General features: G+C 42.5%; 19 protein-coding genes, 1 tRNA gene and 1 other RNA gene. 7 read left to right on the forward strand and 14 right to left on the reverse strand.

All coding sequences use genetic code 11. From position 1 onward, the window contains the following. Nucleotides 1-115: 115 nt before the first annotated feature. From ACFS25_RS15610 to ACFS25_RS15625, 4 genes are all read left to right on the forward strand, one after another. A tRNA-Ser gene (locus ACFS25_RS15610) sits at nt 116-200 on the forward strand. 109 nt (nt 201-309) lie between these two features. Further along, a complete protein-coding gene (locus ACFS25_RS15615; RefSeq protein WP_381502720.1) occupies nt 310-1,116 on the forward strand; it encodes a hypothetical protein in 807 nt (268 codons plus the stop codon). A gap of 445 nt (nt 1,117-1,561) precedes the next feature. Continuing rightward, complete coding sequence (locus ACFS25_RS15620; protein WP_381502723.1) at nt 1,562-2,668, forward strand: hypothetical protein; 1,107 nt, start codon at nt 1,562-1,564, stop codon at nt 2,666-2,668. Nucleotides 2,669-2,897: 229 nt separating this feature from the next. Further along, nucleotides 2,898-3,410: a response regulator gene (locus ACFS25_RS15625; protein ID WP_381502726.1), complete on the forward strand. Its 513-nt coding sequence runs from the start codon at nt 2,898-2,900 to the stop codon at nt 3,408-3,410. Nucleotides 3,411-3,496: 86 nt separating this feature from the next. Here the strand turns inward: ACFS25_RS15625 and ACFS25_RS15630 are convergent, their stop codons facing one another. From ACFS25_RS15630 to ACFS25_RS15645, 4 genes are all read right to left on the reverse strand, one after another. Then, complete coding sequence (locus tag ACFS25_RS15630) at nt 3,497-3,760, reverse strand: hypothetical protein (protein ID WP_381502729.1); 264 nt, start codon at nt 3,758-3,760, stop codon at nt 3,497-3,499. A gap of 237 nt (nt 3,761-3,997) precedes the next feature. Continuing rightward, the gene (locus tag ACFS25_RS15635; protein WP_381502732.1) at nt 3,998-4,429 is read right to left on the reverse strand and encodes a response regulator; all 432 of its coding nucleotides are present in this window, start codon (nt 4,427-4,429) and stop codon (nt 3,998-4,000) included. An 882-nt stretch (nt 4,430-5,311) separates the two neighbouring features. Then, nucleotides 5,312-5,452 (reverse strand): hypothetical protein, encoded by a 141-nt coding sequence (locus tag ACFS25_RS15640; protein ID WP_381502734.1) that lies wholly within the window; start codon nt 5,450-5,452, stop codon nt 5,312-5,314. A gap of 374 nt (nt 5,453-5,826) precedes the next feature. Further along, nucleotides 5,827-6,144: a hypothetical protein gene (locus tag ACFS25_RS15645; RefSeq protein ID WP_381502737.1), complete on the reverse strand. Its 318-nt coding sequence runs from the start codon at nt 6,142-6,144 to the stop codon at nt 5,827-5,829. Between the two features lie 430 nt (nt 6,145-6,574). Here ACFS25_RS15645 and ACFS25_RS15650 point away from each other — a divergent pair, with 430 nt between their 5' ends. Next, nucleotides 6,575-7,015 (forward strand): response regulator, encoded by a 441-nt coding sequence (locus ACFS25_RS15650; RefSeq protein ID WP_381502740.1) that lies wholly within the window; start codon nt 6,575-6,577, stop codon nt 7,013-7,015. A gap of 175 nt (nt 7,016-7,190) precedes the next feature. Here the strand turns inward: ACFS25_RS15650 and hemF are convergent, their stop codons facing one another. From hemF to ACFS25_RS15690, 8 genes are all read right to left on the reverse strand, one after another. Next, nucleotides 7,191-8,117: an oxygen-dependent coproporphyrinogen oxidase gene (hemF, locus tag ACFS25_RS15655; RefSeq protein ID WP_381502743.1), complete on the reverse strand. Its 927-nt coding sequence runs from the start codon at nt 8,115-8,117 to the stop codon at nt 7,191-7,193. A gap of 22 nt (nt 8,118-8,139) precedes the next feature. Further along, nucleotides 8,140-8,766: an AlbA family DNA-binding domain-containing protein gene (locus ACFS25_RS15660; RefSeq protein ID WP_381502746.1), complete on the reverse strand. Its 627-nt coding sequence runs from the start codon at nt 8,764-8,766 to the stop codon at nt 8,140-8,142. A gap of 1,307 nt (nt 8,767-10,073) precedes the next feature. After that, entirely contained in the window at nt 10,074-10,550 is a 477-nt protein-coding gene (locus ACFS25_RS15665; RefSeq protein ID WP_381502749.1) for a hypothetical protein, read from the reverse strand. A gap of 297 nt (nt 10,551-10,847) precedes the next feature. After that, nucleotides 10,848-11,221: a transfer-messenger RNA gene (gene ssrA, locus ACFS25_RS15670) on the reverse strand. Between the two features lie 131 nt (nt 11,222-11,352). After that, nucleotides 11,353-12,327 (reverse strand): alpha/beta hydrolase family protein, encoded by a 975-nt coding sequence (locus ACFS25_RS15675; protein WP_381502752.1) that lies wholly within the window; start codon nt 12,325-12,327, stop codon nt 11,353-11,355. Between the two features lie 43 nt (nt 12,328-12,370). Further along, on the reverse strand, nt 12,371-13,033 hold the full coding sequence (locus ACFS25_RS15680) for an SdpI family protein (protein WP_381502756.1): 663 nt from the start codon (nt 13,031-13,033) through the stop codon (nt 12,371-12,373). Between the two features lie 15 nt (nt 13,034-13,048). Continuing rightward, nucleotides 13,049-13,360, reverse strand: a complete 312-nt coding sequence (locus ACFS25_RS15685) for an autorepressor SdpR family transcription factor (RefSeq protein WP_381502758.1) — start codon at nt 13,358-13,360, stop codon at nt 13,049-13,051. 120 nt (nt 13,361-13,480) lie between these two features. Continuing rightward, nucleotides 13,481-13,978, reverse strand: a complete 498-nt coding sequence (locus ACFS25_RS15690) for a DUF421 domain-containing protein (RefSeq protein ID WP_381502762.1) — start codon at nt 13,976-13,978, stop codon at nt 13,481-13,483. 207 nt (nt 13,979-14,185) lie between these two features. On the opposite strand from ACFS25_RS15690, the gene ACFS25_RS15695 reads away from it, so the two are divergent. Then, on the forward strand, nt 14,186-14,728 hold the full coding sequence (locus tag ACFS25_RS15695) for a DUF6580 family putative transport protein (RefSeq protein WP_381502764.1): 543 nt from the start codon (nt 14,186-14,188) through the stop codon (nt 14,726-14,728). Between the two features lie 117 nt (nt 14,729-14,845). On the opposite strand, the gene ACFS25_RS15700 is transcribed toward ACFS25_RS15695, so the two are convergent. Continuing rightward, the gene (locus ACFS25_RS15700) at nt 14,846-17,494 is read right to left on the reverse strand and encodes an MGH1-like glycoside hydrolase domain-containing protein (RefSeq protein ID WP_381502767.1); all 2,649 of its coding nucleotides are present in this window, start codon (nt 17,492-17,494) and stop codon (nt 14,846-14,848) included. Between the two features lie 126 nt (nt 17,495-17,620). Then, on the reverse strand, nt 17,621-18,430 hold the full coding sequence (locus ACFS25_RS15705) for a glucose 1-dehydrogenase (protein ID WP_381502770.1): 810 nt from the start codon (nt 18,428-18,430) through the stop codon (nt 17,621-17,623). Nucleotides 18,431-18,887: 457 nt separating this feature from the next. Between ACFS25_RS15705 and ACFS25_RS15710 the strand changes: the two genes are divergently transcribed. Further along, on the forward strand, nt 18,888-19,493 hold the full coding sequence (locus tag ACFS25_RS15710; protein ID WP_381502773.1) for a DUF3244 domain-containing protein: 606 nt from the start codon (nt 18,888-18,890) through the stop codon (nt 19,491-19,493). Nucleotides 19,494-19,575 lie beyond the last annotated feature (82 nt).

Consider the following 19,575-nt stretch of genomic DNA (forward strand, 5'->3'; position numbering starts at 1 on the left):
TCCTTCAACAGGACAATCTCTCAATCATTATATATTGGCAAAACTACGGTTTTTGGCTGAAATTGGCCCGTTATGGTTGACAAATCTCCGAACGTTTGTATATTTGCATCCAGAAAGAGAGATGGCAGAGTGGTCGATTGCGTCGGTCTTGAAAACCGAAGACTGTTACAGGTCCGGGGGTTCGAATCCCTCTCTCTCTGCAAACTCTTTCTTAAAAGCCTCAAAATCAACGTTTTGAGGCTTTTTTATGATTATTTATATCCTTTAAATAAGACACTAACCGCTCTCATCTCCTTCGGAACAGTTAAGATGGCCCAGCATTGGATAAACAAAGCATCTGTTCAAGCAGCTATTGCAAATGCCTTAGTAGGAATAATTCCTGCAACATTCGTTGCAATAGCTGCAATTCTGGTTCAAATTAATTATGCTAATAAGCAAATTGCTTTAAGTGATTCAGTATCTATAAAGCAGGAAATTAAAGATAGTTTAACATGGGTACGTGTGAAAAAACAATACTCAAGTGATAGCTTATTAGCTATAAAAGACTTAGAACTGAACCGACTTCAAATTGAGTTGGCAACACGCAAAAGAGAAGATGATATTGCTCAAGGAAATACTTTGGCAGAGATTAATAGAAATCAACTTAAAGTATTTGAAGCTCAACTAAAGATAGTTAATGATAACAATAGAATACAAGTTTTAAAGAATCTTAATCTATTTGGAAGTAATCTTAAAAAATATGGTGAAATTATAAATAGTATAGATTTTGTTCGACGTTTTGACAACGACGACATTAAATCTATTCATTATGTATTATCTTTTTTGCAAAATCAATCTACAAATCCCATTCTTTTTGAAAATCCTGACATGCTCAGAAAGTTCCATTTAGAAATTTATCAAATTAATAGTTATATAGGCTTAGCTAATCATATAAAAGACACACTCCAGTACGACAATTTATATCATGACTATGAAACAGAAAAAAGAGTAGAAAATAATGAAATACGTGTATTTTATTTAAAACAAAAACAATTTTATGAAAGTAAGTTATATAAATATTTAAAAATAAAAAGCGGACAAAAAGTTATAAATGATAAAATAGAAACCCAATGGTGAATTCACTGTATTTTTTAGAGAAATTTATTATTTATGTTTTCCATAGAAGGGTGAAAATGAAATTGAGTTATTAGGGAAATTTCATTTACTGGTTGTTGTTTTTTCATAAATCCTCATATTACATGAGGCTTTATTTATAAGTCTTTCTGCTTTTGCGCTCCTATATCAACAGAAAGCAGAATCCATTCTGACACTTTCGTACTTACCGTTGCAATGCAGGCACAGCTTATGGTAGTACACTTTATTGTCAAAGCGTTTAGCCCATTAATACTTGAAACTTCTTATTGGTTTAATTTTGTCTTGTAATTCAATCTATTTGTTGTTTATTTTAAGGCAGTTTATTACAAACGTCAACCAAAATTGATTAGCTATAATACTATTTATTGGGGGTAACTTGTAGTCGATCAGGTGGATTTGGTTTACTTATTTTAAAAACTTAACTAATATGCTAGACGGGCTTAGAAGTAAACAAGGCGGAAAAACCGGACAATCGAGAGGAAATTCTAATCAGTCGGGTAGTAATTCTGATGTAGATCACAGACAAAAATCAAATAAATTAAAGGACTTTTACAAATCAATTAAAAATAGTAGTGTTGTTAGTAAAGGACACCAAATGCAGGAGGCAGCCAATCAAAGAACACCTGTACTAGTTAGTGTGACTAAATCTATACGAGAAATTGCTGCAGAAATACTGGATTTTATACCAGCGGACAAATACGCAGAAATAAATCCCCTAGTGAATAATTTGGTATTTGGCGAGGTGCCAACAACATTAGATCAACTGGAGGCTTTTGCTGCCACTGCAAATGAACTTTATGCATTTGTTGATTATAAGCTTACTGATGAAAGTGTGGCCGGAGATAAGTATAAAACAAGTCTTAGTAATTGGCGTAGTGATTTCAAAAAAGAGTTATATAATCTAAGAGATGAACTACTGCAAAATGAAGAGGGTAGTTTATCGCGCTTTGGTATGGAGAGTCAGTTTCGTAAGTTACATCCGGGTGCCCAAATTCCATCATTATTGACTGAACGGCAAAACCAACTAGGTGTAATTGTATTTGGTGCTAGTGCTGATAATGACTGCGGAGCATTCGCTAGCAGGCTTCTTGGTGAATTGGAAGGAGAAACAATGAGGAGTTTGTGGCAAGAAATAGAACGTGGGAATATAAAAGATGATGAGCTAAAGGATGTATTTCGAGACTTGCTTAAGAATGGGCCTAGAAAGGATACTTTAAGGTATAAGAAGGATGCAGCCTTCGCATTCGGTCACCATGCGAAAACGTCTATTGGCTCTTATGCTGGAAAAACCTATTCACTAGAGGCTCACGTGGGTAAGCCGTTCATATTAGCACCAGAGCTTCGTGAATTTAATTCACTAGATGAATATTTAGAAATGGATGATGAATATATAGAACATCGATCTAATGCGGGTCCTAATAATGATTATGGATCCGTCGATTTATCCTCAACGGATATTTTAACAATAAAGGGATGGATAAAAAGTGCCGCTCTGAGAGAATCCATTAAACCCTTAGGGCGAAAAGGATTTTAGTATTATGAATGTCAGATTAGGTGTTTAGTCCCAGAGGGTGATGGGTATTTTCGAGTTCAGAACTCCAAACTACCCTACGGGATGAATACTTCACAGCAGCGCCCGAACAACGAAGGCAGTTCAATTTTTCTCAAAGAGGAGACTTTGACCCAGGTGGCAAGAATATATACTAATTCAAAATAGTATATATTTGGTTTACTTAACGTAACAAGTACCCATAAACCTACCTATGCTGTCTGAGTTTCTTATATTGTTAGTGGATGACGAGCCTTCTGTTGTAGATATTTTAAATCGAGTTGCCAAATATGATTTTCCCGAAGCGACCTTTTTGTATGCAAGCTGTTTTGAGGAAGCCGAACACTATTTAGAGAATTTAGAGGGTTATGGGCCAAACCTCATTCTCCTTGACATTAATTTACAACTTAGCAGAGATGGGTTGGACTTTCTGGCTTTTGTCCGCAAACATCCTCAAGGGCATTTGATACCCGTTGTTATACTTTCTTCCATCAATGAATCGAGTAAGATTAGGGAGGCTTACCAATTGGGAGTTTCTTCTTATACGAACAAGCCCTACGATTACAAAGCCTGGAAAACCTATGTAAGGATTTTACGGCAGTACTGGTTTGAAACAGTTACTACACCAAGTGTTTGGTTTGAAAAACAATCTATACATGAAACATCTCATCAAAATGCGATATCCAGTAAAATTTTATTAGGCTTACCTATCGATAATGTATCTTAATTAAATAAATTGTATATATAATAAAGTATAGCTTTCCCGGCACTTAAGCTATGGTGATTCTGCACAAATAAGTCATTACTATAAGCTTATCTTGAGGTTACAGGTTTGCTTAGAATCTGTTCCCATTGTTTTTCCAACTGTTTAATTGGCATTATACAGGATTCCCCATCAAATGCCTCAATAGGTAGTAGTGTCCTTTCATCTCTGTCAAGAAGTTCAGCTTCAATAAGTTGGTCTCCCTCCGAAACAATAGCGTTCAGCAGGTCAAAAGCAGTCTCAAGATCGCTAAATTGACAAGAGAAGTTGCGATATTCAGCTTCTGATGTAATGGTAGTTAAAGAAAGGATCATAGAGTGAACTTACTTGCGTTGAGTAGTAGAAGCAATAAACAAGCTTAATTGTTATTTATCAAAGGCATTTATACTTAATGACCTATTATTTTTACTCATGAACAGGCTTTATAATCAAAGCAGATGAGTGATTAAGACAAGCCTTTTTTCTTTATACACTTGACGAAAAATATATAGTTTCACCTCTTATCCACTGCATTCGTTAAGAACAGGGATAATTTGTCTTATCAATGTATATCAGTAGGTTAATTTAGTATTAGGATGTAAACATTTATCCCAGTAAGTGACAATAGCGTTCATTTGCTCTTTGAGAGAGTCGAAACCTGTTGCTTTTTTGAAATACCCCTGGATTGTCATGGTATAAGCCATAGTTACAAGTGTGGGGTTTGCTGCTGTAGTTAAAAAGACAAAAGGGATAGACTTCATTTTCAAGTATTCATCCAGATCAATAATTTGACGAAGCTCAATCCCGTTCATATTGGGCATATTAACATCACAGAGAATCACTAAAGGCGCTTCTTTTGAAGACGATAAGTACTGTATAGCATCTACTCCGTTGCTGAAAAAGAGTAGAGGATTTACAATTTCCAGGCTATTAATAGCCAGTTTAATTAAGTGTTGATCATCTTCATCATCTTCAATAACAACAATTGGCGCTTTACTAGTCATAGTGTACAGGTTAAGTATGATTTACACATAGTCACGAGTGTCTTCATACTAATACAGTATTAATGGGCTCTACTTATTTATAGAGTAGCACAAAAGTAGACAAATAAAAGTAAGCTACGAACTTTGATAAGTAGGCGCACCTTTACTTTGCTTAGTGCAAAACTCTGGTTCTGCCAACGACTTTTGCGGGCTACTAACCGGCAGTGCCGTTGGTTAGTAGCCCGCAATGTAGAAAACTTAGTCTACACATATATAGTAAGGTTCGCAAGAAGTTACTCGATTTTCTCAGTAGCGATAAAACAACAACTTAATTAGTTGAACACTTTATAGTTGGTTTAGAAAAGAAATTCCAACGCTGAATTAAGCATATTTTCCTTAATGACGATAATATCTGCTATGTTGACAGTTACACTTTACGTATACCAGACGATTAAAAATGTACTGACCCGAACCGAAATTATTAAGCTGGCTGACGCGAATTCCCTCATAAGGCAGCCAATCAAAAATGCGATTTATAATGATTCTTTCTTATCGACCGTCGAATAGGTTGAGAGGCTCCGGGCGCCTTGGTTTATTAATTCAAGGCTTCAGAAAGCTACCGATAGTTTTTTAATATTCCCGGCTGGTGAAAGTGCTGGTAGGAAGGCATGAAAGACTCTGTGTGACAACACAAAGCGTCCTTACAAAAAGGTATCAATACAGAGTTTTGGCCACGTTTTACGTCACTTATGCTCAGTACTAATTCGGTAAAGTTTTGCCTGGCCGCAAGTATGATAAAAGTACGGAGGTCTACGGCTTGCCCAACGAGCACCGGGGTAACGGTTAAGCTTGAAAAATGTGCCTCAAAGTACGATAAATAAGGGTGTCTGAACACAGCTAGCGTTATGCACTGGCTTTCGTTTCAGTAACCTGCGGCAGAATGCGCTGGCCATAGCGTCGATTGGTCACAAAAAGGTACTCGTAAAATAATTTCTTGAATTGACTCGAAGCGAGTGAGTCCTTAGAAGGTTTTGAGGAGGCCATACCAAAGGAGATTAGTAGAGCAAAACTAGGGGTATACCACTCAAGCGTAAAGGGGGATATTACCCCTTTTTGGCGGGGGAAATACCTCTTTATGTACAATCCCTTATATGTCAGAGGAGGTACTCATTTACAGGCTTATCTTGCCGATAGAGATACAGACAACTTCAGGAGATCACCTACACGGCCAGCGTCATGTGTTGTTGACACGCTTGTATCAATCCGGTCATTGATATGGGGAAACGATACCTGCTCATTGGCAAACAGAATAGCTCGTTCGATCAGGTGCGCTTTTCTTCGGGAAGATGAGTACTACTCAAGGTGTTAATCCAGAGGTCCAGAATTTATTTGCGCGTTAATTCATGCGTAATGGAATTTTAGTCGCTTACTCGCTTAAGGGGCCACATCTGTGATGTCTCCAGTAAATAATCGTACTGGTAAGGAATAGGCAGTACAGTGGGTGCTTTACCAAAAGCCTTTCGATACAGAACTGCAAAATCCTCAGTCCAGGGTTTAATAAAGAGCACGTAAAATTCTGCGTGATATTCCCGTTCACTAGCAAACAAAGCGTATCGCTCACTCACGATCTTAAGCAGAGAATGTAACTGCAAATATTGTTCCCGGTCTGCCGGATAATCCCGATGGATTATTCTTACCCGGCGGTTTGCAAAATTGGTTGGCTCTGAGTTAAGCATTCGATATCCAAGTTTTTAATTCTTCACATGAAGATGGTTAAAAATGAACTGTATTCCAGGTACTTTTCAGGTGGCCTACTTTTTCTCCCAAGTCGAACTATTATTTAAATTAGAGGCCCTTTTATTGCGCGGAACAACTCTATTAAGTTGAACTGACGATATGAGATAGTCATAAATAACTATAACGCAAAAAGGATAACATCTGTCTAAAAAACTTGATTTAACCTTGTGTAAATATACTTGGTACCGTTGTGTGTAAAGCAAAAGGAATGGGAGTCAAATTTACTTTACACACAGCGATTTACACATATCTCTTATACGCTCACGCAGTTTGTGTTTAATGCTTTCTGGATTTTTAACAGAGTAATAATTCAGGCTTACCGGAATGTGGCGTAAAAGGAACTACCTTACAGCTTATATCCATTCGATTATGCGGCCTAAATTTTTAATTCTAGTGGTAGATGATGATCTGCTACTTATGGAGATACTAATTCGGGCTTCACGAAGTAGCTTTCCAGAAGCTACCTTTGTCCAGGCCTACAGTTCGTCAGGAGCTTTGACATACATCAATAATCTAGATGGATATGGGCCAAAGATAGTCCTATTGGATATTAATTTACAAGACATGATGACCGGATTCGGCCTTTTGGCGTTACTCCATACGCATCCTAAGGCCCGTCTTCTACCAGTTGTGATGTTCACAATCAGCCAGTTGCTACGTGATATTCAGACCGCCTATTCATTTGGGGCTTCTTCCTTTACGGTTAAACCCTTTACCTATGAAGAATGGAAAACGTATCTAAGTCACTTACGGCTTTACTGGTTCCAAACGGTTACCCTGCCAAAAGTCAGTTTCCATAAGTTGAACTAATCGATACCGACCCGTGCCAGTACACTCATCATTTACCGGCAAAATGACACCCTGTTGAATGGCGAATATGGTCAGTTTCAGACTCCACTTAAATCATCGTCAGGTACTCTTGCCATAAGTGTCGGCAGCAATTAGCAACCAGACTACTAATTAGTACGGCAAAGCATCAGGTCCTCTATTTATCCTGGTGAACCCACTCCACCCCTTTCCGAAGCAGACCCAGTGTTTTCTCCTCAAGGCTATTGGCTTCGGGCCGAAAATCGTATATCCAGTTCGCTTGCGGGGGCATACTCATCAGAATAGACTCCGTGCGTCCGTTGGTTTCAAGCCCAAATTTTGTGCCCCGGTCCCAGACCAGGTTGAATTCGACGTACCGACCCCGGCGCAGCAATTGCCAGTTTTTTTCGCGTTCGCCAAATGGGATGTCGCGATTGCGTTGCATAAAGTGCGTATAAATCGGGGCAAAAGCATTCCCTACATCCTGTACGAAAGCGAACAAATTGGCTTTTTGAGAGGTATCCGTCGGCTTGAGGTAATCAAAAAAAATCCCCCCGATACCCCGTGTTTCCTGCCGGTGTGGTATATAAAAGTAGTCGTCGGCCCAGGGTTTGAATGTTGTGTAGTAGGCTGGGTCGTGGCGGTCGCAGACGGTCTTAAGAGACTGGTGAAACCAGCGGGCGTCTTCATCCACAACGTAATGGGGGGTTAAATCAATACCGCCACCAAACCAGTTATGCCCGGTGCTCATTTCGAAATACCGGACATTCATATGGATAATCGGCATCATTGGACTGCGCGGATGCAACACGATGGATACGCCAGTGGCGTAAAACTCGGCTGGTTCCGTAAGATTTAAGGCGCGCAATGTAGCCTCTGTGGCTTCGCCATGCACAGCCGAGAATCCAACGCCCCCTTTTTCAATAATGGCCCCGTCAGTGAGTATGCGTGAACGACCTCCCCCCCCACCTGGTCGCTCCCAGGCATCTTCCCGAAACAGTGCCCTCCCATCGGCATCCTCCAGAGATTGGCAGATGCGATCTTGAAGGTCCATGAAAAAAGCCGTGATTATTTCTTTAGTAACCGTCTCTTCCTGCGTTATCATACCAGCAAAGATACAACAAGGATTACTCTGCCAGTTTTAGGGCATAGCGTACCGGGCGAGGTTTATCAATCAATAGCAGCAACCCCCGCTCGGCCAGTTGCCGAAGCAGTTTGCCTGCCCGGTAGTCTGAAATATTGATAAGTTTACCAAACTTATCAGCCGTAATGTGTTCATTCTTACGCAAGTACTGAATCAGCGTTCGCGCCATTGGCGATTTGAGTAATTCACGATCCACCATTTCGGGTGTGATAATGAGTTTACTTGTCGGCACAGATTTATCTTTCGCCCGAACATAAATCGTACGTTTACCAGCTTCATCTACTACATAATGTGGTTTCTCATCGCTCTCCGGAATGGTAATAATCAGGATCAAGCGGCCATCGGGAGCCATAATTTCATAGCTTATCGAGAGAGCAGGCTCAACCAATCGGTCCGCTGCTTCTTCAATTTTTTCCATCTCCCGAATCTCCGATGGGACACCCACAATTTTACCATTGTCGGAGATACCGATAAGCAGCGTTCCACCTGAAGTATTAGCCAGAGCGGCCAGAGTTCGGGCAATGCGGTAGGCTGAAGAGAGTGAACGTTTAAACTCCAGTCGGGTATGTTCACCCTGTCTAATTAGGTCATCTAGTTGATTACGGGTCATAGGGACAAAACCAGACACACCGTTGTTTGTTGCTTCCTAAAACAAATCACTGTGTTTATATATATTCTTCATTGAGTGTTAGAAATCAAATTAAGGAACTTCGCCTGAAACTCTGCCACAGACATGGTACACCGCAAATAGTATTATAGTCATTAAGGGTAAGGCTATATGGCATCCAACCACTGCACCAGTCGCCCACTTACAAGCGCAAATTTTGACATTATTTTATTTATTTACTACTAAATTATTCATAACGTTATTAGTAACGGGCTTCTTCTGACAACGATCTATATTCTAGTCCTAACTCGCTCTTTATCGCAGGATTTTGAATGCACCAGTCGATTCATTTTATGTAAACAGTGGGAAAATATACTGTTCAATTATTAGGACTACCAGGCTGCATACTGTTCATATGAATATCCTATTACATCTATTGATATTATTATAAATCAAGGTTCCTTTACGCGCTTTATTTATATAATTCTCACACATTGACTGAGATACTATGATCTTGTTCAGTCACCAATAAGAAAACTGTTCACCTAGTTCAATTTGATACTGTCTCAATCAACTAGTTGCATGAGTGCGTTATAAAAATTTAGTACGAGATCCCAGAGGTTGGTAAACTCGCTAATACCATTCGTCCTCTGTAATCCTTCGGCCAGCGATCCAGTGCTATTTTATGAGTAGTAAGTAAGTCGTGTCAAAAAAGCAACCAGCCAGTTTACATTTGACCTTAATCTGCCAATTTCTAACACATTAAATTAACTGAAAAATAAATCCATACAATGTAGTAAGGCATCTATGAAATTACGTGTATGACAATTTTGATACTCATAGGTTATTACATAATGGCCTGTCTATTACCTAACAGTCAATAATATTAATGACCTGAATAGTCTTTTTGATTAGTTACTTCTTTACTGAAAAATATAAAAAAGTTAACAGATTATCATCGAACGTTAAGCGAGAGCATAAAACTAAATACAAAAAAATCTGGTGGTGATGATGCCTATCAGCTCTTGCCTAATAGGCTATTTCAGCTCTAGTGGGAATAATATTGGCTATAAATCAACGACTAATTATGTTATTGACGGGCCCCCAAAATTGATACTTAATTATCGCTCTTACATAAATATATGGCCCTACACCGCACTAATAGCAGAAAGTAGCGTAGCTAATACGACAGTTTTCTTGGTCGTACAGAGTAATAGTCGGGAAAACAGCCTATTAAAAAAGCGGACGAATTGTCCGCTTTTTTAATAGGTCTGAAAAATAAAGGTCACATATTTATTTGATTATCCAATTTATTCAGCACTTAGCTTCTTACGGCCACGAGGTTTGCCAGTATATTCCGGCTTTGGGCTCTCATTTGTTAATTTCAGTTCATATCCGGTTACTCCATCATCATAGTCAAATGGCTTAACAGTAAAGCTGTATTTCGTATCTGCATAATCAATACCACCTTTTTGCAAAATATATGGTAACGAAATACCATAGCTTTTAGCACCTTCTACCAGTTCAAACGTTTGCTCCTGTCCTTCGGCACCTGGAATTAGGTAAAGCGATTTTATTTTCCGCTTGCCTTCCTGTGTCCCTACTTTAAACCGATTATTAATTGGGTCGAATCCCAATTGAGAAATAGCTTTGGCAGGAAACACTAACTTACCCGTTGCCGAAATATAACCGGTTACTGGTACAGGCTTCTCAACGCTTTTTTCAATTTTGTTCTTAGATTCACTATTCTCGTCTGGAGAAAAGAACCGTATCTGTTTGGCTTTCATTCGACAGTATATCTATTGTTATTGGGATACAAACAGCGCAAATATAGTAAGTCTGATAACTAAAAAGAAAATCTATTAATAAGTATTATAAATAAAGTAACCACATACTATTTCATTTCGGAATTTTGATGAATAGCCAACTCAATTTATTGCCAGACAGTACCAATTATTATAATAAGGCAGCACAAGCTAATCGCATAATGATCTAATTTTTCTTTACTCAAAACTAGTTTTCAGGATGTCATTTTGGATAAACAAAAAAAATCCTCAATACAAAATGTATTGAGGATTTTGAATTAGTGGAGACGGAGAGATTCGAACTCTCGTCCAGTCAAGGAACCCGTCGTGCCTTCTACATGCTTAGGTACACTTGGAATTGTCGGGAATCGGCCCGGTGCGTACCAAACCAAGCGTCATCCGTAGGTGCTTGTGTCTTACTCAGCCGTTAACACCATATACTGAGCCAGCGCTGCGAGTCGATGCCTCCTGATCCAGCCAGCAGCACGTAGGCCGGGGAGACAATGGCTAATGCTTAATCCTCCGGATTAGGCAGCCATGGCGTAGTTATATTCGCCAGTTATTGTTTTGACGATTTGTTCGGGCGGGAAATTCCGTCAACTCCCGGCATGCTTACACGCGACCTCAGCAAGCTGTCAATTCCGGTCGTCCCCAAATTGATATGCAAACATAAGTCTGTAGGTGATCAACTTGAATCGGTCTGTTTTAGTTCGACTATACATGATATAGTCGAGCGGCTGATTACTTATCTTCCCTATAATTCGGCGAATAAATGCCGGTGTGGCTACTTAGTCACGAACTGCGCAATGGCTGTAGCGAGACCGGGTGTGAGCGGCAAGGTTGGGTTATTATAGGTTTTAAAATTCTCGGTTTTATCTGTTCCTTCAACGTTTTTAAGTATGTGATTCATTTCATCGAATAAAATCAGCTTGGCATCGTGTCTCGCTGCTTTTAGTAAATTAGCATCAGTTAATGATACTTGTAAGTCCTTTCTACCCTGAATAATAAGCACTGGCCCGTGATATTTTTCAATAACAACGGCCGGGTCGTACTTCATCCAAGAAATAAGACCAGGCTGGGCCTTCGATGAAAGTTGAGCTTTAAGAATTGGATTTCTTGGATGTACCGGATAACCTGCCCGTAAGGAGTCCAACGTATTATCTACTTCGGCCTGAAGGTCTGTCGGATTTCCTGCCGTTCGTCCTTGTTCCTTCATAATATCAACAATGTTACGGCCTGGTCCGGCTATCGACACGAAGCCATTCGCCCTGGTTTGCTCAGCAGCCAGCATGCCAACCAACGAACCTTCTGAGTGACCGGCTACAAAAACTTTAGAAAATCGCTTGTCGGCTTGAAGCTGCCGAATAAAGCCAACGGCATCGGCAACGTAGTGATCAAACAAAAACTCCTCTGGTTTGATAGCCCCCTTAGCCGCTGTCAGGTTTGCACCCGAACCTCGCTTATCATATCGGGCAACGGCAATGCCTTTACTCGACAGGCTATCGGCTAACATTTTGAATGCATTCGTTTTCAGGCCATATGCGCTATTACAATCGCGGTCTGTTGGGCCAGAACCGGCAATGAGCAACATAACAGGTATGGCTTTTTTAACATTGTCAGGCAATGTCAGCGTGCCATCGAGCGTCAGGTCGGCACCAGCCGGGACTGTAATTTTATAGTGCATGGGCTCCTCCGTTTGCGCCCACACATTCAGACAAATAGATAACAGCAAAAAGGTAGACATCAGAAAACGATTCATGGTAGGGAGAGTTAGACTGAACGAATCTATAGGGTGAATACTATCAGTTGAGTTGATGCGCTTTTTCCTGCCGGAAATAGACGTAGGAGTAAATTACCGGAATAATTGCTACGGCTAGGAGTAAGCTTACCACCACCCCAATCGTATACGGCATCGGCACAACCAGCGCCAGTATGGCACTCAACAATCCACCCACAACCATCAGCCGCCCCCCCATCCGATGAGTTTTCCGCCAGACAGATTCGCTTTGTAATGTCCAGCGGGTACGAATGCCCACAAACCAGTTTGGTTTTATTGTCGTCATGTAGTTTCCCATTCCGGCTAATAAAAGACCAACAAGTGCCAGCAGCATGCCCGTCGATAGTTTGCCATCTGCCGGATGTGAAGCCATGTAAAATACCCACCCCATAATGGCTGCAAAAAAGAGCGTAATGACAAAACGTAGCTTCTGGTAATTCAATGTTTGCAATTGTCCCTTTGGGTCAATGGCTGGCATAAAACGTAACACTACGTACAGTAGGGCTGACAAACTACCAATACATATAGCGGCTGTTTGTCTAGGCACCCAGTCATTAGGGTTGCCGTTTAAATCATAGTGCGTAGCTATCTCGGCAGGAAGTTGGTTCCAAACTAGGGCCAGATAAGCTAATGGGGCAAGCATTGAAGCAATAATTAGAATTTCGGTAGACGTAGAATTCGTTTTCATACTCGATAAGGAAGTTTACTTAGTTTGTTCTGGTGTTTTTTCGGGCGTACTGGTTTCAGCGGTTGGCATACCAGTTTTCTGGAAACTTATGAGCCAGGCCAGCAGATCGTCGAGGACGGTAGTGTTGAGAGAATAATTTATAAACTGCCCCTGCTTAGTAGCGTCAACCAGCCCAGCCTGCCGTAATAAATCGAGATGATGTGAAATACTGGGCTTGGTCATGTCGAACCGCTCAGCAATCTCACCAGCGTTCAGGTCGCTTCCGCGCAGCAGGTCCAGTATCTGCCGACGGGTAGGATCGTTTAAAGCTTTAAAAAGATTATTCATTTGCCAGTCATTTAAACTATTAGACAAATATCTAATTAATTATTTAGACAACTATCTAATTGATTACAAACGGTCATATTTATGAATAAAGGGAATCAGTTAATGAAGAGTGGTAAGATTCTATTTTTGAACGACGCTAATGCTGCCGCTTCCTTCAATATAGCAGGTCTTAATGTCGGTCACCTCGTCGACACCCTGTTCACGTAGCATACCCATTAGTTCAGAAGCTGTAATTAACTCCTTCTTCATATTCTGCCGCTGCATAACGCCATTTTTTATGAGCAATACTGGCTCAGGCTCACCTATTTTACTGAATAATATAGACCGAAACCCAAGCCAGTTGATAGCGTAATCCCAGAATACCAATACACCCACCAGCACACAGCCTTCGGTTACTGATGTATATTCACCCGCCATCGCGTTTTGCGACGCATCGGAAATAAGTGTAATCAACAGCAAATCGCTGATGCCCAGTTGTCCGGCTCCGCGCCTGAAAAATCGGATATATAGAAAGCAGAACCAGAACGTGAGCGTTCCCCGGATCATTATTTCCCAGAGTGACATGCTGGGCGTAATCATTTTCTCCCAATCAATATTAGCAAGCAGTAAGGTATGCATAGAGATTTTTGGGTAATGCTACCCGTATAAACTAATTGTAAGGTTAGTAGTTTGGGCAACAGTGGTCCCAATTGGGCTTTGCTGTGTCTATTTATGAAGTTACCTTTGCCAAAACCTAGCGACTTATCCTGCTTACACTCCCGTTTCTGAATTTTTTTGGCGCGGGGTATCGTATAGGAGTCAATACATTAACTGTTGATTTTTACCATGAAGCCACTTCAAATTCGCTTAACCACGCTTACGATCCTTGTTCTTGCTACTGCTTTGTTTCGAGTGATCCCGCATTGGTACAATTTCACTCCTATAGCCGCAATGGCTTTATTTGGGGCAGCTTCGTTCGAACGTAAATGGCTGGGGCTGGCCGTTCCACTGGCGGCTATGCTTATTAGTGATGCCCTGATTGGCTTTCATAGTAACATGGGCGCAGTTTATGGCAGCTTTGGTCTAACATGGCTACTAGGTCTGTGGGCGTTGCAACGACCAACAGCCGGGCGTATTGCTGCCGCTTCAATTACATCCTCGGTGCTATTTTTCCTGATTACCAACTTTGCGGTTTGGTATGGCAGCACGTTCTACCCACAAACGGCCGCTGGTCTGATGACCTGCTATGTGGGTGGGTTGGCGTTCTATAACGGCACGTCCTTCTTCCTGAATGGCCTGTTGGGCGACTTATTTTTTAGTGCCGTATTATTCGGAGGTTATTATCTACTCCAACAACGATATCTGGTGCTGCGTCCTGTACGGGCATAGCGAAGTGCTACCATAAAAAAAGCCTTCTGATTAATCAGAAGGCTTTTTTTATTTCTGTACAAGGGCATGTGCAGTGAGTCAGGCTTAACAGGCCGATACAACTGCCACAGTCTTGACTTATTTCAAATTTCCATACTTCCGGCTAATTAACTCCGCCACTAAGCCCGTCCAGCCGGTTTGGTGGCTGGCGCCTACCCCCCGACCATTATCACCATCGAAGTACTCATAGAACAGTACGTAATCCCGGAAATGAGGGTCCTGGTATTTCGGGTGCTGACCGAAGGCGGGGCGTTTTCCGTTAGCATCAAGTGTAAAGAGACTGATGAGCCGGTTAGTCAGTTCGCGAGCTACATCCTTGAGCGTAATTTGCTGACTGGATCCTACAGGATATTCGACGGTAAAACTATCGCCAAAGTAATGGTAAAATCGCTCCAGACTTTCGACTAACAAGTAGTTTGTAGGCATCCAAACGGGCCCACGCCAGTTGCTGTTGCCGCCAAACATACCACTATCACTTTCGGCGGGCGTATAGGTCAGTCGAAACGTTGTATCATCTAACGTAAACTCATACGGGTTATCCTCGTACACTTTCGATACAGCTCTGATGCCGTGCGGGCTCAGGAACTCGTTCTCGTCAAGCACTTTCAAAAGCAGTGATTTTAGTCGGAAGCCCCGCAACAAACTAAGTAATCGTTTTTCGTCGATACCTTTTTCGGTATAGCGGGACACTTGATTGTATAAATCGGGGCGGTGGCCCTGAAACCAGACCATTCGTTGCACAAAGGCTGGGTTCGCCTGTAGTAGTTCATCATCCAGCACCTCAACGGCAAACATCGGAATCAGGCCAACCAGCGTCCGAACCCGCATCCGCTGAACGGTGCCGTCTTCCATACGAAGCTGATCGTAGAAAAAAGCATCTTCATCGTCCCACAAACCAATACTGGTTTTACCAATGTTGGTAATGGCCCCGGCGATGTACAGAAAATGATCGAAAAACTTCGTCGCCATTTCGTCATACACAGAGTCGTGATGGGCCAGTTCGAGCGCAATACGCATCATATTCAGCGCATACATGGCCATCCAGCTTGTGCCATCAGCCTGCTCCAGATGGCTGCCGTCTGGAAAAACAGTGTTCCTGTCGAAAACGCCGATATTGTCTAATCCCAAGAATCCACCCTCAAAAATATTATTACCGGCTTCGTCTTTCCGATTCACCCACCACGTAAAGTTGAGCATCAACTTATGAAAGATGGCTCGTAAAAACATCAAATCCTCTTCTCCGGGTGGTTTTCGCTCCAGTTCAAGATGGTAAATCCGCCACGCAGCCCATGCCTGCACCGGCGGGTTTACATCCGAGAAATTCCATTCATAGGCAGGCAATTGCCCATTGGGATGCATGAACCACTCATTCGTGAGCATCATCAGTTGCTGCTTAGCCAAGCTAGCATCTATTACCGAGAGGGTTACGCAGTGAAATGCCCAATCCCAGGCCGCATACCAAGGGTATTCCCACTTGTCAGGCATCGAAATAACGCCCGCATTTATAAGTTGTAGCCACGTATGATTGCGGCCCTGTGCACGTTCGGGTGGTAGAGGTGGACTGTTCTTGTCACCGTCCAACCACCGCGACACATCATAGTAGTAGTACTGTTTGCTCCAGAGCATTCCAGCAAAGGCCTGCCGTTGCACAAGCTTCTCGTCGGTGGTAGCTTCGACAGGCTGAATGTTGGCGTAAAATTGGTCAGCTTCCGCTTTTCGCTGATTAACAAGAGAATCAAAATCCGTGAAGGGTTGAGCCCAGCCCGCCCCGACGGGCCCGGTAGCTTCGAGCCGAAGCCGAATAACGACCGAACCTCCAGCGGCAATGTTCAGGGGGTAATGTGCAGCGGCTTTGGTACCTGAATGGGCGGGGTTAACGGTGTTGGTACCGTGCAACAGATAGTCGTTGATACCATCTTTGGGGTAACGAGACCCGTTATGCGTATCGTGGAGCCGGGCTATATTTGTTTCGTTCTCGCAGAACAGCCATTCAGGTTGCCCCTCGGCGTGCAAGATATACCGTCCCAGGGCTGAATCGTCAACAGACACCGTTCGGTCGGGTTGTAATGCCAGCGAAGGTCGATAGTTGGGCACCCCATCGGAGTCATCGCCATACGCCCATGTATTCCGAAACCAGATTGTTGGCAGAACATGTAGAATGGCTGCTTCGGAGCCACGGTTATGTACGGTTATGGTCATCAATATATCCTGCGGGCCGGCTTTGGCATAGTCAACAAAGACATCGAAGTACCGATCATTATCGAATATGCCCGTATCAAGCAATTCAAATTCGGGGTCCTGACGGTCACGGCGACGGTTTTCTTCTACCAGCCATTGGTATGGATATGCTGTCTGCGGATATTTATAGAGCATCCGCTGGTACGAATGCGTTGGGGTATTATCGATGTAATAGTAAAGTTCCTTAACATCTTCACCGTGATTCCCCTCGGCGTTGGTCAGGCCAAAATAGCGCTCTTTCAGAATGGGATCCTGACCGTTCCAGAGAGACAGCGCCAGACAAAGTTGCTGCTTATCGTCGGAGAAACCCGCAATGCCTTCTTCACCCCATCGGTAGGTGTAGCTGCGGGCCATATCGTGGGTGGTATAGTTCCAGGCATCACCGTTTGAGCTGTAATCTTCGCGTACGGTGCCCCACTGTCGGTCGGAGACGTAGGGTCCCCACTGCCGCCAGGCCGGATCTTCTAAACGATGTTGTTCGGTGGTCAATTGATGTAGGATATAAATGATGTAGACGGAATGATATGTAATCGGACCACCCGTGCGGTAGGCTACAAAAACTGCGTTTGCGGCAATTCATAGTGTCTACATCACAGGTGGTCCTTATACAGTCTTTTACCCATTCGTAGAAAAGCCTTCAAACACGGTCATGCCGCCATCGATAAAAATACTGGCCCCCGTAATATAGTCGGATTGGTCAGACGACAGAAAAACCGCCAGATTACCAATGTCGGTGGGTTGACCGATACGATTATACGGAACTAACGACATCAGACTGTTTAGTGCTTCGGGCGTTTCCCAGGCGGCCCGGTTGATGGGTGTTTGAATGGCCCCCGGACAAATGCTGTTAACCCGAATCTTTCGATCACCATATTCCTGCGCCAGCGACTGCATCAACATTTTAATTCCACCCTTCGAAGTGGCGTAGTTAGCGTGTCCACCCCACGGTATGAGTTCATGAACGGAACTCATACAAATAATTTTTCCGGTTGCCGCCGATACTTCCGGGCGCGGCCCCCGACGCAAAAATTCCCGAATAGCTTCGCGGGCGCACAGAAACTGGCCCGTTAAATTAACGCCGATGACTGTGTTCCACTGATCGAGAGTCATCTGATCAAATTTCGCATCCCGCTGTAAACCCGCATTATTGACTAAAATATCGACGGTGCCATATTGAGCCACAATGTCGGCAAAAAGTTTAATCACCTGATCTTCCTTGCTAACGTCGCACTGAGCTACTATACCCGTACCGCCCGCATCGGTGATTTCTTTTAATACAGCATAGGCCGCAGGCTTTGTGGCTTCAACGGGATAGTTCACAACAACAGTAGCTCCGGCAGCAGCCAGCGATTTCGCTACCCCGGCGCCAATGCCACTACTTGCCCCGGTAATTACAGCAATTTGTCCTTTTAATACCTGATCCATGAATTAATTTCTTAGACGTGTTTAGTTATAAGCAACTACAGATTGATTTTGTTAAGGTCAATTAACAAGCCGTTTCTCGTTTATCTATGGGTGCAAAGTACAGACCGACCGGCGTTCATCCAATAAATTAATCAACTGTTAATTCCTTAAAAGCCTTGAAACAGGCACAAATTAAAGAGTCCATGAATTGAGCCGTTTATGCCAAATTGGATTATAAACATGAAAATTAGCTACTTAAATGTGGAGAGTACTATAATTTAACAATATTAGAAAAATACAAACTATACGCCATTTATAGGGACTTGTTGTACTTTTCTAATAAACGCCCTAATTTGCTCAGAATGAATATAATTATAAAATGAATGTTTCGTAAAAGACTGGTTTTCAGCAGGTGGCCTATTGCACTAAAGCACTTTCTACCCACACCTTTGTCCCGGTAAAACAAAATTTCAAACCAATGAAAAAATTCCGTATATCAATCGCTGTACTATTATCAGTATGGGGTCTGGCAGGCATGGGAGATGCCAAAGCTGACACAGGTTCTGGAATGAGTGGTGTGAAAGTTGAGAAGTCCGAGCAGAAGAAAGTACGCATTTATACACAACCGGGGTCATCCGTTGACGTGGCAATTATTGATGCCGACGGCAACGTGCTCTACCGGGGAATTATCTCGAAAAATAACAAACGAGCTACTTCATTCAACCTAAACGGCTTGCCCGATGGTCAGTATTACCTGACTGCCGGTAACAATACCTGGTGGATGTCGCAGGGTCTGACGATTAAAGCCAATGCGCTTAATGTAGACGACCGTAATCTACAGCAACTGACACAGCCGACGTTGACGGCTTACGAAAAGAACAAAATTGAAGTAGTTCTGCCAGCAAAGAATATAGACGAAGCCAATGTGGCCATCTATGATGCTCAGAACGTATTGGTGCAAACTGATACATTCAAAGGTTCGGTTCGCCGGTTCGATTTATCAGGTCTGCCTAATGGTGCCTACACCTTCGTTGTTGGTCCAAATCAGAAGCAGTTTACAACTCGTGTTGAAATTCAACATTAAGTGATCAGTAGCGTGATCGTTAATAGTTTTAGAGTCGTTTAGTACACATTCTCAACTCACAGCGGCTAGTCTTTTCGGACAA

It is taken from the genome of Spirosoma flavum (assembly GCF_042686045.1).
Lineage (GTDB): Bacteria > Bacteroidota > Bacteroidia > Cytophagales > Spirosomataceae > Spirosoma > Spirosoma flavum.

What these genes read in the sequence shown, in the direction of transcription:
- ACFS25_RS15625 (WP_381502726.1), top strand. Translation starts at nt 2,898, where the DNA reads ATGCTGTCTGAGTTTCTTATATTGTTAGTGGATGACGAGCCTTCTGTT.
- hemF (WP_381502743.1), bottom strand. Translation starts at nt 8,117, where the DNA reads ATGATAACGCAGGAAGAGACGGTTACTAAAGAAATAATCACGGCTTTT.
- ACFS25_RS15710 (WP_381502773.1), top strand. Translation starts at nt 18,888, where the DNA reads ATGAAAAAATTCCGTATATCAATCGCTGTACTATTATCAGTATGGGGT.
- ACFS25_RS15665 (WP_381502749.1), bottom strand. Translation starts at nt 10,550, where the DNA reads ATGAAAGCCAAACAGATACGGTTCTTTTCTCCAGACGAGAATAGTGAA.
- ACFS25_RS15695 (WP_381502764.1), top strand. Translation starts at nt 14,186, where the DNA reads ATGAAGCCACTTCAAATTCGCTTAACCACGCTTACGATCCTTGTTCTT.
- ACFS25_RS15630 (WP_381502729.1), bottom strand. Translation starts at nt 3,760, where the DNA reads ATGATCCTTTCTTTAACTACCATTACATCAGAAGCTGAATATCGCAAC.
- ACFS25_RS15635 (WP_381502732.1), bottom strand. Translation starts at nt 4,429, where the DNA reads ATGACTAGTAAAGCGCCAATTGTTGTTATTGAAGATGATGAAGATGAT.
- ACFS25_RS15660 (WP_381502746.1), bottom strand. Translation starts at nt 8,766, where the DNA reads ATGACCCGTAATCAACTAGATGACCTAATTAGACAGGGTGAACATACC.
- ACFS25_RS15645 (WP_381502737.1), bottom strand. Translation starts at nt 6,144, where the DNA reads ATGCTTAACTCAGAGCCAACCAATTTTGCAAACCGCCGGGTAAGAATA.
- ACFS25_RS15690 (WP_381502762.1), bottom strand. Translation starts at nt 13,978, where the DNA reads ATGCATACCTTACTGCTTGCTAATATTGATTGGGAGAAAATGATTACG.
- ACFS25_RS15685 (WP_381502758.1), bottom strand. Translation starts at nt 13,360, where the DNA reads ATGAATAATCTTTTTAAAGCTTTAAACGATCCTACCCGTCGGCAGATA.
- ACFS25_RS15705 (WP_381502770.1), bottom strand. Translation starts at nt 18,430, where the DNA reads ATGGATCAGGTATTAAAAGGACAAATTGCTGTAATTACCGGGGCAAGT.
- ACFS25_RS15620 (WP_381502723.1), top strand. Translation starts at nt 1,562, where the DNA reads ATGCTAGACGGGCTTAGAAGTAAACAAGGCGGAAAAACCGGACAATCG.
- ACFS25_RS15615 (WP_381502720.1), top strand. Translation starts at nt 310, where the DNA reads ATGGCCCAGCATTGGATAAACAAAGCATCTGTTCAAGCAGCTATTGCA.
- ACFS25_RS15680 (WP_381502756.1), bottom strand. Translation starts at nt 13,033, where the DNA reads ATGAAAACGAATTCTACGTCTACCGAAATTCTAATTATTGCTTCAATG.
- ACFS25_RS15650 (WP_381502740.1), top strand. Translation starts at nt 6,575, where the DNA reads ATGCGGCCTAAATTTTTAATTCTAGTGGTAGATGATGATCTGCTACTT.
- ACFS25_RS15640 (WP_381502734.1), bottom strand. Translation starts at nt 5,452, where the DNA reads ATGGCCTCCTCAAAACCTTCTAAGGACTCACTCGCTTCGAGTCAATTC.
- ACFS25_RS15675 (WP_381502752.1), bottom strand. Translation starts at nt 12,327, where the DNA reads ATGAATCGTTTTCTGATGTCTACCTTTTTGCTGTTATCTATTTGTCTG.